Source organism: Desulfocicer vacuolatum DSM 3385 (assembly GCF_900176365.1).
GTDB classification, from domain to species: Bacteria; Desulfobacterota; Desulfobacteria; order Desulfobacterales; family Desulfobacteraceae; genus Desulfocicer; species Desulfocicer vacuolatum.
The window spans coordinates 1-14580 of the sequence record NZ_FWXY01000042.1 but is presented as its reverse complement, the minus strand read 5'-3'; the positions used below and the strand labels follow the sequence as shown (position 1 = coordinate 14580).

General features: G+C 46.5%; 15 protein-coding genes. 3 read left to right on the top strand and 12 right to left on the bottom strand.

Translation table 11 applies throughout. From position 1 onward, the window contains the following. Window positions 1-160 precede the first annotated feature (160 nt). Together B9A32_RS20180 and cas6 are read left to right on the top strand one after the other, a co-directional pair. Window positions 161-460, top strand: coding sequence for a hypothetical protein (locus tag B9A32_RS20180; protein WP_084071865.1), 300 nt, complete (start codon window positions 161-163; stop codon window positions 458-460). 410 nt (window positions 461-870) lie between these two features. Beyond that, entirely contained in the window at window positions 871-1860 is a 990-nt protein-coding gene (gene cas6 / locus B9A32_RS20175; RefSeq protein WP_170923931.1) for a CRISPR system precrRNA processing endoribonuclease RAMP protein Cas6, read from the top strand. A gap of 53 nt (window positions 1861-1913) precedes the next feature. On the opposite strand, the gene nqrF is transcribed toward cas6, so the two are convergent. The 9 genes from nqrF to B9A32_RS20130 all read right to left on the bottom strand — a co-directional run bounded on the left by nqrF (window position 1914) and on the right by B9A32_RS20130 (window position 11282). Beyond that, window positions 1914-3128 carry an NADH:ubiquinone reductase (Na(+)-transporting) subunit F gene (gene nqrF, locus B9A32_RS20170; protein ID WP_084071859.1) on the bottom strand — a complete coding sequence of 405 codons (1215 nt, stop codon included), beginning with the start codon at window positions 3126-3128 and terminating at the stop codon, window positions 1914-1916. Between the two features lie 12 nt (window positions 3129-3140). Beyond that, window positions 3141-3749, bottom strand: coding sequence for an NADH:ubiquinone reductase (Na(+)-transporting) subunit E (nqrE, locus tag B9A32_RS20165; RefSeq protein WP_084071857.1), 609 nt, complete (start codon window positions 3747-3749; stop codon window positions 3141-3143). Window positions 3750-4069: 320 nt separating this feature from the next. Continuing rightward, window positions 4070-4702, bottom strand: coding sequence for an NADH:ubiquinone reductase (Na(+)-transporting) subunit D (locus tag B9A32_RS20160; RefSeq protein ID WP_084071854.1), 633 nt, complete (start codon window positions 4700-4702; stop codon window positions 4070-4072). A gap of 1 nt (window position 4703) precedes the next feature. Next, on the bottom strand, window positions 4704-5426 hold the full coding sequence (locus tag B9A32_RS20155; RefSeq protein ID WP_084071852.1) for an FMN-binding protein: 723 nt from the start codon (window positions 5424-5426) through the stop codon (window positions 4704-4706). Continuing rightward, on the bottom strand, window positions 5419-6570 hold the full coding sequence (gene nqrB / locus B9A32_RS20150; RefSeq protein WP_084071850.1) for an NADH:ubiquinone reductase (Na(+)-transporting) subunit B: 1152 nt from the start codon (window positions 6568-6570) through the stop codon (window positions 5419-5421). Before nqrB ends, B9A32_RS20155 begins: the two co-directional genes overlap by 8 nt. Then, window positions 6567-7916, bottom strand: coding sequence for a 4Fe-4S dicluster domain-containing protein (locus B9A32_RS20145; RefSeq protein WP_084071848.1), 1350 nt, complete (start codon window positions 7914-7916; stop codon window positions 6567-6569). The genes nqrB and B9A32_RS20145 overlap by 4 nt, the downstream gene beginning before the upstream one ends. 475 nt (window positions 7917-8391) lie before the next feature. Beyond that, window positions 8392-8964: a coiled-coil domain-containing protein gene (locus tag B9A32_RS20140; protein ID WP_084071845.1), complete on the bottom strand. Its 573-nt coding sequence runs from the start codon at window positions 8962-8964 to the stop codon at window positions 8392-8394. Between the two features lie 222 nt (window positions 8965-9186). After that, the gene (locus B9A32_RS20135; protein ID WP_084071843.1) at window positions 9187-9459 is read right to left on the bottom strand and encodes a hypothetical protein; all 273 of its coding nucleotides are present in this window, start codon (window positions 9457-9459) and stop codon (window positions 9187-9189) included. Between the two features lie 449 nt (window positions 9460-9908). Further along, window positions 9909-11282, bottom strand: coding sequence for a TrpB-like pyridoxal phosphate-dependent enzyme (locus B9A32_RS20130; RefSeq protein WP_084071840.1), 1374 nt, complete (start codon window positions 11280-11282; stop codon window positions 9909-9911). Window positions 11283-11562: 280 nt separating this feature from the next. Here B9A32_RS20130 and B9A32_RS20125 point away from each other — a divergent pair, with 280 nt between their 5' ends. Beyond that, the gene (locus B9A32_RS20125; RefSeq protein WP_084071838.1) at window positions 11563-12531 is read left to right on the top strand and encodes a SphA family protein; all 969 of its coding nucleotides are present in this window, start codon (window positions 11563-11565) and stop codon (window positions 12529-12531) included. Window positions 12532-12700: 169 nt separating this feature from the next. Here the strand turns inward: B9A32_RS20125 and B9A32_RS20120 are convergent, their stop codons facing one another. From B9A32_RS20120 to B9A32_RS20110, 3 genes are all read right to left on the bottom strand, one after another. Next, window positions 12701-13198 (bottom strand): GNAT family N-acetyltransferase, encoded by a 498-nt coding sequence (locus B9A32_RS20120; RefSeq protein ID WP_084071836.1) that lies wholly within the window; start codon window positions 13196-13198, stop codon window positions 12701-12703. Beyond that, window positions 13195-13467 carry a type II toxin-antitoxin system TacA family antitoxin gene (locus B9A32_RS20115; protein WP_084071833.1) on the bottom strand — a complete coding sequence of 91 codons (273 nt, stop codon included), beginning with the start codon at window positions 13465-13467 and terminating at the stop codon, window positions 13195-13197. The genes B9A32_RS20120 and B9A32_RS20115 overlap by 4 nt, the downstream gene beginning before the upstream one ends. 97 nt (window positions 13468-13564) lie before the next feature. Continuing rightward, window positions 13565-14251, bottom strand: a complete 687-nt coding sequence (locus B9A32_RS20110) for an MBL fold metallo-hydrolase (RefSeq protein WP_170923930.1) — start codon at window positions 14249-14251, stop codon at window positions 13565-13567. Between the last annotated feature and the right edge of the window lie 329 nt (window positions 14252-14580).

Below are 14580 nucleotides of genomic sequence, written 5' to 3'. Positions count from 1 at the left end.
ATCAATGGTGATAATCCCTGAATTGGCAAATAGTTATGAGTAGTCTACATAATTCTTTTGCCAAAACAACACGAAAATAAGAGATAAGAATCTAAAAACCTCAGAAGCCAAAAAATTAAATATAGAAAAAAATACCCTGAATAAATTAAAAATATTCAATTTGGATAAAGAGATCAAGGATATTTCCGACAATCTCAAAGAACTCCAAACATTTAGAAAAAATGCTATCTATATTGTTGGTTATGATAATGGATATGATAAGTATAAAGCCTTGTTCGATACAGCCCAAAATAACAATATTCCAATCATTATGTTTGCGAATCCCGGTGAGATAAAGAAGAAAGAACACTGGGATACTTTTAACGGATATATCTACTGTGATGTGACCAACACAACCAATAGAGTCGCAATCATCCTTATGAGCATGATGAAAATCGTCCCAAGCTGTGGAGAGCCTTGAAACTCTATTTAGTGGGCTATACCTTCCTCTTTTTCAAGAAAGGTATCCAATACATCATTAAAAACCTCCTATGGAGTCTCATGGAAATAAATAGCACTTTTCATTTTTATACCATCTTGTTTTTAAAATGAAATAAAAATTAAGTTGCGTCATTTATTTCTGTGAGACTCCATAGTCGGGATAGATGCAGCTTTAAAAAAATGAAATCTACTTCAGCAGAAAAGATGCCCACTCCACCGTCACGCTTATTAAGAACATGTGGCAGAGCCAAACGACACTGAGCTGGTTTTTCACAAAAAACAAACCGGATACGCCAAATGCAGCCATACCATCAAAATGACATAACCCCGCTCTTAAAACTAAAAATAGCCCGCGTTCAACTCCAATTCCATTCAAACACACCTGTAGAAATGTTTGATCTTCCGGCCCTGGTACGAAGCCGACTTGGCAACCTGTTAAAAAAAAGATTCTGCCCATTCACTCCCTACCAGGAACATGTCTGCCTCAACTGCAAGATGGCATGCAACTGCCTCTACGCCATCCTGTTTTCCCCCACAGCCACCTGTATGGAAGAAGAAAATATCAAAAAAGCAAGTTGTCATTTCACACCCCCCCGACCTTTCACCATTCATATGCCGAACTGGCATCCCCATGGTATCATCCATCCGGGAGAAACAGCTGCCGTTGAGCTTACCCTTTTGGGGGAAAGGGCCATAGAGTTTCGACAGGTGATGCTGGAAGAGCTGGCCCATGCTGTTTCAACCATTACCCTTGCGTCGAAAAACAAGCAGATTACCCCAGGCAACGGTTCAAAACATCCCCTCATTCCGTTGGGATATATCCCTTTAGCACCGCAAAAAACAGTGGAAACCACCGAAGTAAAAACCAAGGACTCATCCTGCTTTGGCCTTCAAAAGGAGATCGGTTTTATTCTTCATCAGTGGCTCGATTTTTTCCCGGAATCAATCTGTCCATCAAAAAATATTTTGCCGTGTCAGCTCACAATTGAGCTGCACACCCCACTGCAATCCGGCCGCATGAAAAGGGGCATAACCTTTAAAGGATTTATTTCGGCCGTCATCGGGCGCTTAAGGGATTTAAAACGGATTTATCATCCTGATGATGACATGGGGTCCTTTTCTCCCCGCTTTTATGAATTGATGAGCCAGGTAAAAACCATTAGAATGCCACGCCAAGTCTACCCCAGCCATTACTCCAGAAGCAAAAAAAAGAAAATCCATTTAAAAGGATTCCACGGCAAAATCACATTTGAAGGTCCTGTGATGCCGTTTATCCCATTACTTGAGGCGGGAAGTCTCGTGGGGGTGGGGAATAAACTGACCTATGGATTGGGGAAATATACGATTAATTCCTATTCGACTAAAACATCTTGTAATTGATGGATATCACTAAAATATCAAAACAAATCAAACAGTATAAAATCATTCATGCATTAAAATTTATCATAAAAAATCATGTCTTCATCAACCCCAAAACTGTCCAAAGTCTCCACAATGGAGTCCACCATATCCGGGGGGCCACACAGGTAAAACTCAATTTCCGAGGGATCTTCATGGTGGGCCAGGTACTCCCGGGCAAGATTGTCCTGGACATACCCGCAAAGCCCCTCCCAGCAGTCCTGCTCGGGATCGGGCCTGGAAAGGCACACATGGTAGGAAAAGTTATCGTATATTTTCTCCATGTGGGTAAAAGTATCATGATAACAAATATCTTTGCGGGTCCTGGCACCATACCACAGGCTCACTTTCCGGGTGGTTTTGGCCCCCTCCAGCTGATCCAGCACATGGCTTCGCAACGGCGCAATCCCTGCCCCACCGCCCATGAAGCATTTTTCGCAGTCAGTGTCCTTAACAAAAAAATCACCATAGGGACCGCTCACCGACACCCGATCTCCGGGTTTCAGGCCAAAAACATAGGATGAACCAAATCCCGGTGGAATTCCCATGGCACCGGCAGGGGGGGTGGCGATCTTCACCGTCATTTTTAAAATATCGTTTTCATGGGGCGGATTGGCCAGGGAGTACGCACGGAACCCCGGGCTCATCCCCGACGAGGTAAGCTCCAGAAGGTTGTATTTTTTCCATTCACTGACATACCGGCTGTCAATGCAGAAATCCTTAAAGCACAGTTCATATTCCGGCACATCAATTTGAATGTAACTTCCGGCTTTAAAGATCATGGGATCGTCGGGCCGGAGCACCAACTCTTTAATATAGGTGGAAATGTTTTCATTGGATACCACCCGGGCACCCACTTTTGTGATGCCGAATATTGATTCCGGCACCTGGATCTCCATGTCCTCTTTTACTTTAAGCTGACAGGAAAGGCGGCGCCCCGCCTGCTTATCTTTTGGGCTGAGATGGGCAAGTTCCGTGGGTAGAATGGCTCCGCCGCCGGATGTCACCACACATTTGCACATGCCACAGGAACCGCTGCCACCACAGGCTGAAGGCAGAAAAATCTCATTATTTCCCAGGGCAGATAAAAGGGATGGGGTACCTGTGACTGTCACACTGTTATCTGGATTCCCATTGATGGTGATGCTTTTTTCCCCGGTGGAGGAAACCCTGGCATCCACCAGCAACAGCATTCCCACCAAAAGCAGGATCACCATGGAAAACACCATCAGACTGACCAGATAGATCACGCAGATCCCCCTTTAAAGTGTAATGCCGGAAAACATCATAAACGTCATGGCCATAAGCCCTCCCACAATCATGGTGATGCCAAATCCATCCAACCCCTGGGGCACATCTGCATAACGCATTTTTTTCTTAATGGTGGCCATGGCCACAATGGCAAGCATCCAGCCGGTGCCGGAACCTGCACCAAACACAATGGACTCAACAAGACTATATTCCCTTTCCACCATAAAAAGAGCAGTGCCCAGTATGGCGCAGTTCACGGCAATCAAGGGTAAAAACACCCCCAGGGCCGAATAAAGAACCGGAGAATACTTATCAATGATCATCTCCACGGCCTGGACAATGGCGGCAATGACAGCAATAAAAGTGATATATTTTAAAAAACTTAAATCCAGATGTCCCAGGCCTGCCCAGGAAAGAGCGCCGGGGGCAAGCAGCCAATGATAGATGGCCCAGTTGGCCGGGGCTGTGATGGTGAGCACAAAAATAACTGCAAACCCCAGCCCCACCGAGGTTTCAATATTGTTGGACACGGCAATGAAAGAGCACATCCCTAAAAAATAGGAAAGTAGAATATTGCCGATGAACACCGAATCAATAAACAGGCTTATGAGATCAAGCATACAAGACCTTTTTGATTAGAAAGTAACAACTTCCGGGCAACCTCAGCAGAGCCCCCCCCAGGGCAATAGGAACCGGCCAATTGAGCTGTATACAGTTCCGGGCCGGGTCCATTGCCCCTCGGGGGAGCGGCATGGTGCTTGTGCTGCAAGATGAAATATCGACACCGGCCCCCCGGCCGCTGTCCATGGGTCCGAAATAAAAAACAGATCGACTATTTTAGGGACTCAGATCTTATTGATTTACCATTTAACCATACCCAATTGATATGTTTTATGGATGAAATTTTAGGTAAACGGTAAATTGAAAATTACTGATTCCTTTACTGAGCGGTCTTTTCTTCACGGGAGGCCCCGGGCAGGCTGTTTTTCAACCACACCAGAAGTCCAATGATAAAAAATGCCCCGGGAGCCAGAACCATAAGGCCCATGTGGGAATACCCCGCATCCATCCACGATTGGGGAATCACGGAAAACCCCACAATTTTTCCCGCCCCCAAAAGCTCCCGCACAAAGGCCACGGCCACCAGAATCAACCCATAGCCCAGCCCGTTTCCCAAACCGTCCAGCAGGGAAGGTAACGGGTCATTGGCCAGGGCAAAAGCCTCGGCCCGGCCAAGGACAATGCAGTTTGTGATGATAAGGCCCACAAACACCGACAATTGCTTGCTGATATCATATAAAAACGCCTGGAGCACCTGGTCAATGACAATGACCAGGGAGGCAATCACTGTAAGTTCCACAATAATACGAATGGTGGAAGGAATTTTTTTACGCAGCATGGAGATAATAAGGTTGGACATGCCTGTGACCACAGTCAATGCAATCCCCATGACAATGGCAGTTTTCATCTGTACGGTGACAGCCAGTGCGGAACAGATCCCAAGCACCTGGTATGCCACGGGATTTTCCTTCCATATTCCCCGGAAAAAAGTCTCTTTCAGGGTTAATTTCATCTCACTCACGGATTATTCCTTTATTATTACGAAGTCGCACCGACACGGCCTCATATTGTTTGAGGTTTTCTTTAAGACCCCGGGTGAGATATTTTCCCGTCAGGGTGGCCCCGCTGATACCGTCCACATGATTTATCCGGGTGTCCCGGGGCAGGGAGTCCACACTGCCCCGGGCAATGGAAACAGAGACAAATTCATGGGCTGAATTATAAATTTTCTTGCCCACAAAGTTCTTCTGAAACCATGCCTTTTCAATTTCTCCCCCAAGTCCCGGGGTTTCAGAATGGCTGTACACGGTAAATCCGGAAACGGTCCGGCCATCGGGCTCCAGGGCAATGTATCCCTTTATTTTTCCCCACAGGCCCCGGGATTCAATGGGAATCACATAGGCTTTGAGTATATTTTTTTCACGATAGAGATACAAAGAAAGACCTTGCACCTCTCCCGGCTTCATGAAATTACCCCGGTTATCCACCACTGCTTCGTGGATCTTTTCCCGGAACAATGATTGAATCTGATCCCGGGAGGGTTTGGCATCCAGGGCAACAATGCCTGCGGCCCGGAGAATGTTTTTCTGGCGGTCCAGGGCTCTGTTTTCCTGTTGAAAGGGTTTCAATCCGGTGGAGGCTCCTGTGATCAAAAGACAGCACACCACGGAAATAATTGCGGCAAATTTAACGGCATGGCGTCTTTTTGCCTGTTCGGATTTTGCCGGTTCAGACATTGGGAATCCTCCGGGCCGCCGTGATTTTTAATGTCACATGATCTATTAATGGAGAAAAAATATTCATGAATAAAATGGAGAGCATCACCCCTTCCACGTAGGCAGGGTTCACCGACCGCAGCAACACCGTGAAAAATCCAATAAAAAAACCATAAATCCAGCGCCCACTGTTCGTACCCGGGGCTGACACCGGATCTGTTGCCATAAAAGAGATCCCCAGGGCAAAGCCCCCGGAAAAAAGATGATACAAAGGACCGGCAGAGAACCAGGTGTCTTTGGGGCCCGGCAGAACCATGAACACCAGGGAAGTGAGAATCACCCCGGCAATGCCCCCAAGAATGATGCGAAAACTTGCCACCCGGGTCACCATGAGAAAAACAGCCCCCACAAAACATAAAAGGGCAGAGGTTTCACCAATGCTTCCGGGATGAAATCCAAAAAACAGACGATCCAGGGAAAACCCGGCATTGAGAATCGTCTCTTGAATTATCTCCCCTGTGCCCCCCAGGGAAAGGGCTGTGGCACCGCTCAGAGCGTCCACCCCGGGGTGTGACAATTGCCATACATTATTGCCGGACATGGAAACAGGATAGGAAAAAAAAACAAAAGCCCGGGCCGTGAGTGCCGGGTTCAAAAGGTTGCGCCCCGTCCCCCCAAACACCTCTTTGCCCATGACCACCCCAAAAGATATTCCCAGAGCCACCTGCCACAACGGAATGGTGGGGGGCAGGGTCAATGGAAATAAAAGGCCTGTCACCAGAAGTCCTTCGGTGACATCATGGCCCCTTACCGTGGCAAAAAGGATTTCCCAGAAAAATCCCACCCCATAGGAAACAAGAATAATGGGAAGTACCTGGCCTGCCCCTGTGGAAAACATGTCAATCCAGGTGGCATTTCCCCCATGGTATTGATATCCCACATTGAACATGCCAAACAGGGTCACCGGCAGCAATGCCAGAATCACAAAGCTCATGAACCGCTTTAAATCAATGTGATCCCGCACATGGGGGGCCGTTGTTGTTACCGGGGAAGGAAGGAAAAAAAAGGTCCGGGTGGCAAGATAAATTCCTTTGAACCGGGAAAATCGCCCCTGGGATTGAAAATAAGGATCTGTTTTTTTAAATATGCTTTTCAATGGGTTCATGGCATCACCCGTTCCCTGTAACAGGTTGCTTTGGCCAGGGACATCATTGCGGCCACATCAATTTTTGAGGGGCACACAAAGGTGCAAAGACCGCAGCCGGTGCAGTCCAGCCCCCCCAGTTCCAGCACTTCTTCCATCTCCCCGGCCCCCATGGCCTTCATGATAAATTGGGGCAACAGATCCACCGGGCATTTTTCATGGCACCAGCCGCAGTTAATGCAGGCCCGCTCCTCCCCATGGAGGTTGGCATCCATATCAAGGGGCGCTGATCCCAGGCTGGACACAAAGGTTCTCGATTCTGACAGCAGTTTTCTGCCCGGCCATACAAAGCCAAAAAAGGCATCTTTATCCGTGGCATCAAGGACCATGGCCGATGACATCCCGGTGCCCATGTGAGCATATAAAGGCGTAAGGCTGCCGGTGAAAATCCCCCCGGTGATCACTTTGTTACCCGGTTTAATGTCCCCCACAAGGTGTCTCACCGGGCAGCCCACATGGGAGTGATAATGGGCCGGAGTTTTTTCCGGGGCACCGCCCACCCCAAAAAACCGTGTGGTGAGATATTTTCCCGTGGAAAAAAGATGGCCCATGGCAATGACTTCCTGGATCTCCATGGTGCAGCTGTTGTTGTCTGCGGCACTTTTTTTAATCTGATAAAGGAGCACCCCCGGGTCTCCGGCGGGATATTGGTCCTGGGTGACATGGGAGATCTGTTTTTCCAGCCCCATCTCTTTTAATGGAGAAAGAAAGCGTTGGGGGGTGGCCACAATCACTTTTTTTGAAAGTTTTTGAAGAATGGCAAGACCATGGGAAAAAAAAGTTCTTTGCCCCTTTAAAAAGACAGAAGGGTCAGGCGCAAAGGGATCTCCATTGTGGAGAGAAACAGCAACCATGGGAAAAGTAGACTGGCAATCAGGAAAATCCATATAAGGAAACTGCCGGATCAGGGGCCAGATGCCATGTTGTTTTAAGAGTTGGATCAGCTTTTCCCGGGACATCAAATCAAGCTCTTTCCGGGAAACAGGGGAAAGGGTTTCAGGCTTCTTAGCCTCCCTATCCAGTCGAATCACCACTTCCTGTACCACCCGTCTGGGGCCCCTGACAATGGTTTCAACAATCCCGGTACCCGGAGATACAAAAACAATTTCAGGATCACGCTTGTTCTGGAGAAGGGGCGTTCCCACATCCACCACATCGTTTTCCCGCACCAGAAGCTTTAATTTCACAAAAGGAGCAGCAGCAGGAACCAGGGCCACAGTTTTCGGAGCATCAAGGGGTGTCACCTTTGTTTCCGGTACCCCATTGAATTTTGAATGAAAGGTTTTAACCTTTTTTAATCTTTTCATGGTTTCTTGGCCTGGAAGAATTATTTTTCATAAACGCAACGGGCGGACTGTATTCTACCTTCGTGATGGACAGCCCCGGATCTGAATACGATCTGTATATGGCAGTTTTTGGGCTTGGTTCTAACTTCGCCCGGTGCATATGTACAAAACACCCAAGATTCTAATAATATCAATGATTTCAAATGATTAATTCTTTGTGTCTGATAAATGCTGCCAACGGTGGGCGAACATGAAACCAAGCCCCAGTTTTTATATGACTCAACTTTCGGGCTTCATTTCAAAGCCGGCATTTTTAAATGTACCGACGGGCTCAGTGTGCCGACGGGGTCAGGCTTTTGTTATTGATGTTATCGACCAAGGCCTTTGCCAACGAAAAATGCCTCGATAATGTCAATAACGAAAGCCTGACCCCACCACGAAACTCTTCTTCCTGATTAACAGGTAAATTGATTTGCTCTGACTCCCTAAATACTTTTTAAAGCAAAGAAAAAGAACGCAGGATCGTTGCCAATTGTCCATTTGTTTTAGCAAGCTCACGCATTGCATCAAGGAGAAGCCTGCTTAATTTTGAGCCGTCAGTATCAGACAATTCAAGACTTCTGGCAACATCCTTTTCAAGACATTCAATTCTTTCAAGCACAGGCTTCATCATGGTACGTCGATCCCAGGCGATATAGCCGAATAAGGCCACAATTAATGTAATAAGAGATCCAAACAAAACAAGCATGGTATTGTTTGTATTATCAATCCTTTTAGCCAAATCATCAAGTCTTTGACCCAATGCTTCCTGACCGGCTTTCATCTCTGAACGCAGGTCTGAAATTCTATGATTAAGGGATTCTTGACCGGATTCAATCTTTTGATTAAGGGATTCTTGACCGGATTCAATCTTTTGATTAAGGGCTGCTTGACCGGCTTCGAGCCTGGCAAGTTTTTCTACAACCTCACGGTCGGTGATATCCGGGGCAGTTTCCAAAGCAGATAATGCACCCGGAATAACAAGCAGAGATAATATAAACAGATATAATATTTTGACTTTTAGTTTCATAAAAAAAGCATAAACAGGAAACCTGACAATGTCAAGGACATGTTAATGCGTCACGCTCATCAGCACTATATATAATGGTGCAGTTGACTCGGGCACACTCTGCAAAGCAGGAATTTATCATCGTTCAACCCAATGGGTAAACATGAGTAAGAAGAAAGGAACAGGATAATACAGATGTGGAATCAGTGGAGGGAGGGGCGCGATCAGGGCAGCCCCCATATTTCATTTTTTTTGTGGCCGGTCTGTTTTTTGTGCCTTTGCAATAAGGTCGTACAATGTGGCAACTTTATTTTGGGGAGGGGCAAGTATGTTTTTTATTTCCTCGGTGGAGTAGTTAGATTCCATAAAAGCCTTTATATCAAAACGCTCATACCAGCAGTCAAGAATCTTAAAACAGGGAATACCATCACCGGCAATGCGGCAATAGGAAAAATCAACATCATGCCCCAGCCGCCGGCAATAGCCCCGTTGTGCATCAAATTTATTTTCATTCATGATCAGTGTTCATTCTTTTTGTTTCGTAATTTTACAACCTCAGCAGAGCCGCCCCCCGACGGGCAATAGGAACCGGACAATTGAGCTGTCTACAGTTCCGGTCCGGGACCATTGCCCGTCGGGGGGGCGGCGGTATAATACCATTAAGGAGTCAGGTCTTATTGATTTACCAGTTATAAACCCAGCCCACTATATTTTGTGGATGGAACATTGGATAAACGGTAAATTAAAGCCTGCTGCCTCCTTTATAATAAAACTCAACTTTCGGTATTCGCATTTCGTGGTGGGGTCAGGCTTTCGTTATTGACATTATCGAGGCTTTTTTCGTTGGCAAAGGCCTTGGTCGATAACATCAATAACAAAAGCCTGACCCCGTCGGCACACTGAGCCCATCGGTACATTTAAAAATGCCGGCTTTGAAATGAAGCCCGAAAGTTGAGTAATAAAAGTTAAAGCTTGGGAACAGGATTACCTTTAATACTTCTTTCCAGGGTATCGTCCAGCTCTTCCTGGGAGAGCTCAAGATTGACAAGTTCCCCTGCCATGTAGCGGCTGTAACCGTTAAGATCCATAAGCCCATGTCCGCTCAGGTTAAAGACGATGACCCTTTCTTTTCCCTCTTCCTTGGCCTCTTTGGCCTTTCTGATGGTGGCGGCAATGGCGTGGCTGGTCTCCGGGGCCACGATCATGCCTTCGGTCCTGGCAAAAATCATGGCAGCTTCGTAACACTCCAATTGTTTAATGGAAATGGGGTCCATTAATCCCTGGGCCACGGCCTGGGAGACAAGGGGTGCCATGCCATGGTAACGCAATCCGCCTGCATGGATGGGGGCGGGAACAAAATCGTGTCCCAGGGAATGCATGGCAAGCATGGGGGTCATTTTGGCCACATCCCCGTGGTCATAGGCAAAGGGAGCCCGGGTCAAGGTGGGACAGGACGCCGGTTCCACAGGAATGATCTCAATGTCCTGGCCGTTGATCTTGTCCTGGGCAAAGGGAAAGGCAAGCCCTGCAAAATTACTGCCCCCGCCGGCACAACCGATGACGGTATCCACTTTTTTAATGCCCGCTATTTTCAATTGCTTCTGGGCCTCAAGGCCGATGATGGTCTGGTGAAGCATCACATGGTTGAGCACACTGCCAAGGGAGTAGCGGGTCTGACCGGTGGTGTCGGTGACAGCGGCTTCCACAGCCTCACTGATGGCAATTCCCAAACTTCCCGGAGTGTCAGGCATCTTAGCCAAAATTTCCCGGCCTGCATTGGTTTCCATGGAAGGACTTGCAATGCAGGTGCCTCCCCAGGTTTCCATCATGGCCTTTCTAAACGGTTTCTGATCAAAACTGATTCTCACCATGAACACCTTGCACTCCATGCCCAGAAGGGCGCAGGCATGGGAAAGGGCGCTGCCCCACTGCCCTGCCCCGGTCTCAGTGGTGAGTTTTTTAATGCCAAATTCCTTGTTATACCAGGCCTGGGCCACGGCAGTGTTTGGCTTATGGCTCCCCGCCGGGGAAACACTCTCATCTTTAAAAAATATTTTAGCCGGGGTTCCCAGATATTTTTCCAGATGAACTGCCCTGCGCAAAGGAGATGGCCGCCAGCGGTACAAAAGATCAAGCACGCCTTCGGGAATATCAATCCAGCGCTCCTGACTCACCTCCTGCTCAATGAGGTTCATGGGAAAAACAGGCGCCAGCATGTCCGGGCTGATGGGATTTCCATCCGGGCCTAGGGGCGGGTTGGGGGTGCCGGGCAGATCTGCTGCGATGTTGTACCATTGTCTGGGGATATCTGTTTCATCCAGGAATATTTTTACGGCCACGCTGCTCTCCTTTTAAAAAAAAATTTTACTATACATCATGCGTTTCTTTTGATAGAAACAAAATCTCAGTTTTAACTTTTTTTGTCAAATGCTTTTTTTACTTTTTAATGTAACGTCAGTCAGGCACGACTTAGGAGCACCTTTATATCGTCCCATCATTTCAAAAATATTTTGCACTTTTTAGAAAAATGAGCGTCTTTTCCAACAAGTGTGATTGAAAAAATAAAGGCTGCCTGTTTTAGATCTGTTCTGGCATCACACTGCTAAGAAGGAGACCCGGATGAAACGATTGTTTTTACTTATTGCATTCCTGCTGTACTGCATCATTCTAACTCCCCCCGGAACTGCCCGGGCCTATGACCTGCCCTCGGTTAACCTTGGATTCACAAGCTTTCTGGACGGCGGTCCCCCGGCCGGCCCCGGACTTTATTTTTCCCAATATTTACAATTGTGGACATCGGACAAGTTTGCCGACAACAATGGAGATGGGGCTCTTCCAGGCTTTGCCGACGAAGATCTCACTGCGTGGATCGGCCTTTCTCAATTTCTATATCAATCCAATCAAGCGCTTTTTCTGGGGGGAAAATGGGGAATCAATGTGATGATTCCCGAAGTTATACTGGATCTGGATTACGGCACTAACAATGCTGCCTTTCCCCGGGATAACGGCAACGGTATCGGCGATATCCTTGTGGGACCATTTCTCCAGTGGGACCCAATCATGGGTAAAAAGGGTCCGATTTTCATGCATCGCATGGAACTTCAAATGATTTTTCCCACAGGAAAATATGATGACAATAAAGAACTCAATCCCGGCAGCAATTTCTTTTCATTTAATCCATACTGGGCATTTACCGCCTTCTTAACTCCAAAACTCACAGCCAGTGGCCGCATCCACTATCTGTGGAATGGTAAGAATGATGATCCAGGGAGAGGATACCAGGCCCTGGGGGCCGATGACATTCAAGCCGGACAGGCATTTCATGCCAATTTCACCATGGCTTACGAAATTATTCCCCAACGCCTGAGACTGGGAATTAACGGCTACTATTTAAAGCAGATCACTGAAACAAAGATGGATGGAAAGGACGTGGACAACAGTAAAGAACAGGTCTTTGCCGTGGGGCCGGGAATGGTGTACCATTTTTCCCAGGATGACCATTTGTTCTTTAATACCTATTTTGAAAGCAATGCCGAGAATCGACCGGAGGGAAATCGCTTCAACCTTCGGTGGGTCCACCATTTTTAATACCTGAACATTTTTTCACCAGTCATAAGTTTTCATCATGAATTGCTTGAATTTTGAAAATTATTAAAAGTAATTGTTAGTCTGGTATGAGGACTTATGACTCTCTAAGAGTCTGATTGAAAATTATTTCCATGGATTAATTTTTTCAGGGCGATGAAAGAATGTGGTTTTAAGTGAGACTCACCCGAATATCTGCCATTGTAAGAAACAACTTGTTAACCGTATCCTGGAAAGCCATGAAACCGAATTTCTCATAAAATTCAATGGAACCATCCTTAGCATCAACAATAACTAAAGGAAACCCAACGGTTTCACTTACAAGCAATAATTTTTTTAAAGCATCAATTAAAAGCCATTCACCATACCCTTGTTTTTTGTAACGTTTATCAACAGCAAGTCTGGCGATTAATCCACCAGACCCTGCATTATGATGTTTTTTTTGCAACTTATTTGGCAATAATTCAAGGTTAATGGGTGCCATAGTTAATGTATAGTACCCAATAATATGCTTGGGTTTGTTTTCGTCTTCAAGTACAAAGGTGCGTGTGTTATCCTTTTTTGATTGCTGGTTCGCCATCACCTTGAGATAGGCGTTTAAAGCGTTAACCCCACAATCAAACCGATTACGATCATGTTTATTTTTATCCAGTTGAACCGTGATCATCATTGTTTTTTATCTTTGTAGCGTAACGCTGCCTGTTGTAGTCGGACATTGGGCTTGGCAGGTGCATCTAAGGATTGAACAAGCATGATAGCATCACGTTGGGAAAGTTTTAAAAAACGTTCACGTTCAATAATTTTCTTAGCTTTTTCTATGGCAGCATTAAGCACAAAAGAATTTATACTCGACATACCGACAATACCCGCAGCCTGTGATAGCAAGGCTTGTGTATCGGCATTAACCCTGGCAGTAATACGGGGTGAATTAGTGGTCATGGCAGGATCTCCCTAAATGTGTCAATTTGGCTCATTCTCAAATCCTACCATGGGCTGCACGAAATGTCAAATTGTGCCATTCTGGCACACAATATATTCACCACGTATCACGCAATGCCCGAAGTGAACTGAATTCTTCAAGGGTATTGGCCAGAAGAAAGGGATTGATCTCCCGCTCAAGGCCCATGGTGGTATTTTTATCGGCCCAATCCTCAAATCGCTCCATGAACTCGCCGGCCTTTTCAACTCCGTTGGCCATGGCAAATCCCAGGTTGGTCTCCATGTAATCATGGCCGGGGTAAAGAATGCACCCATGGGGCAACAGCTCTTTCAACGCCTGGACGGTCTCAAAAAGAGTTGCCACATTTCCGCCGTTTTTACAATTTCCCACCCCAAAATTAAACAGAACATCCCCGGAAATAATACCGGTGATAACGCCCCGTTCCCATAATAGAAATACAAAATGATCCATGGTGTGCCCAGGGGCCGCCTTCACTTCAATGGTGGTGTGAATATCCAGGGGAATCAGGGTTTTTTCCAAAAGGGCTTCCCGGGAAAAAACGGAGGCACCGGAAAGTTGTGCCAATGCCTCATTGCCCCGGATATGATCCGGGTGTGCATGGGTGTTGATAATCCCTTCAATGGTGATGGACTGCCCGGCCAGCTGATCATAGACCGCTTTTCCATCCCAGGGATCCACACACCACGCTTTATTGTTCTGTCCAACCACGGCATAGGAATAGTTGGCCCATCCGTCCCGGGACAGCATCTGAATTACCTTCATTTTCTCCTCCTGACATACCATTTTTTTCAAAGTTACGGTTGATTTTTACATAAAAACCATCATAATGCAAATTCAAGTCCACAACCTTTTGGGTTAATCAGGAGATGCCCGTTTTTATATGAAATACTCTACAGATCAGGGGTGTATTTCATGCTTCGTTGTGGGCAGATCCGGATCAGAATAAGGTCTGCCCATGGCAGTTTTATATACAATGCAGCCTCCAGGGCAAGCTAAGCCTAAAATAAGCGTGTTTTAAACAAAAAACATCAAAAAAAAGCTCGAAATGCCTTTAATTACAGTGTATATTTGATCCACTACAAAAAAATATA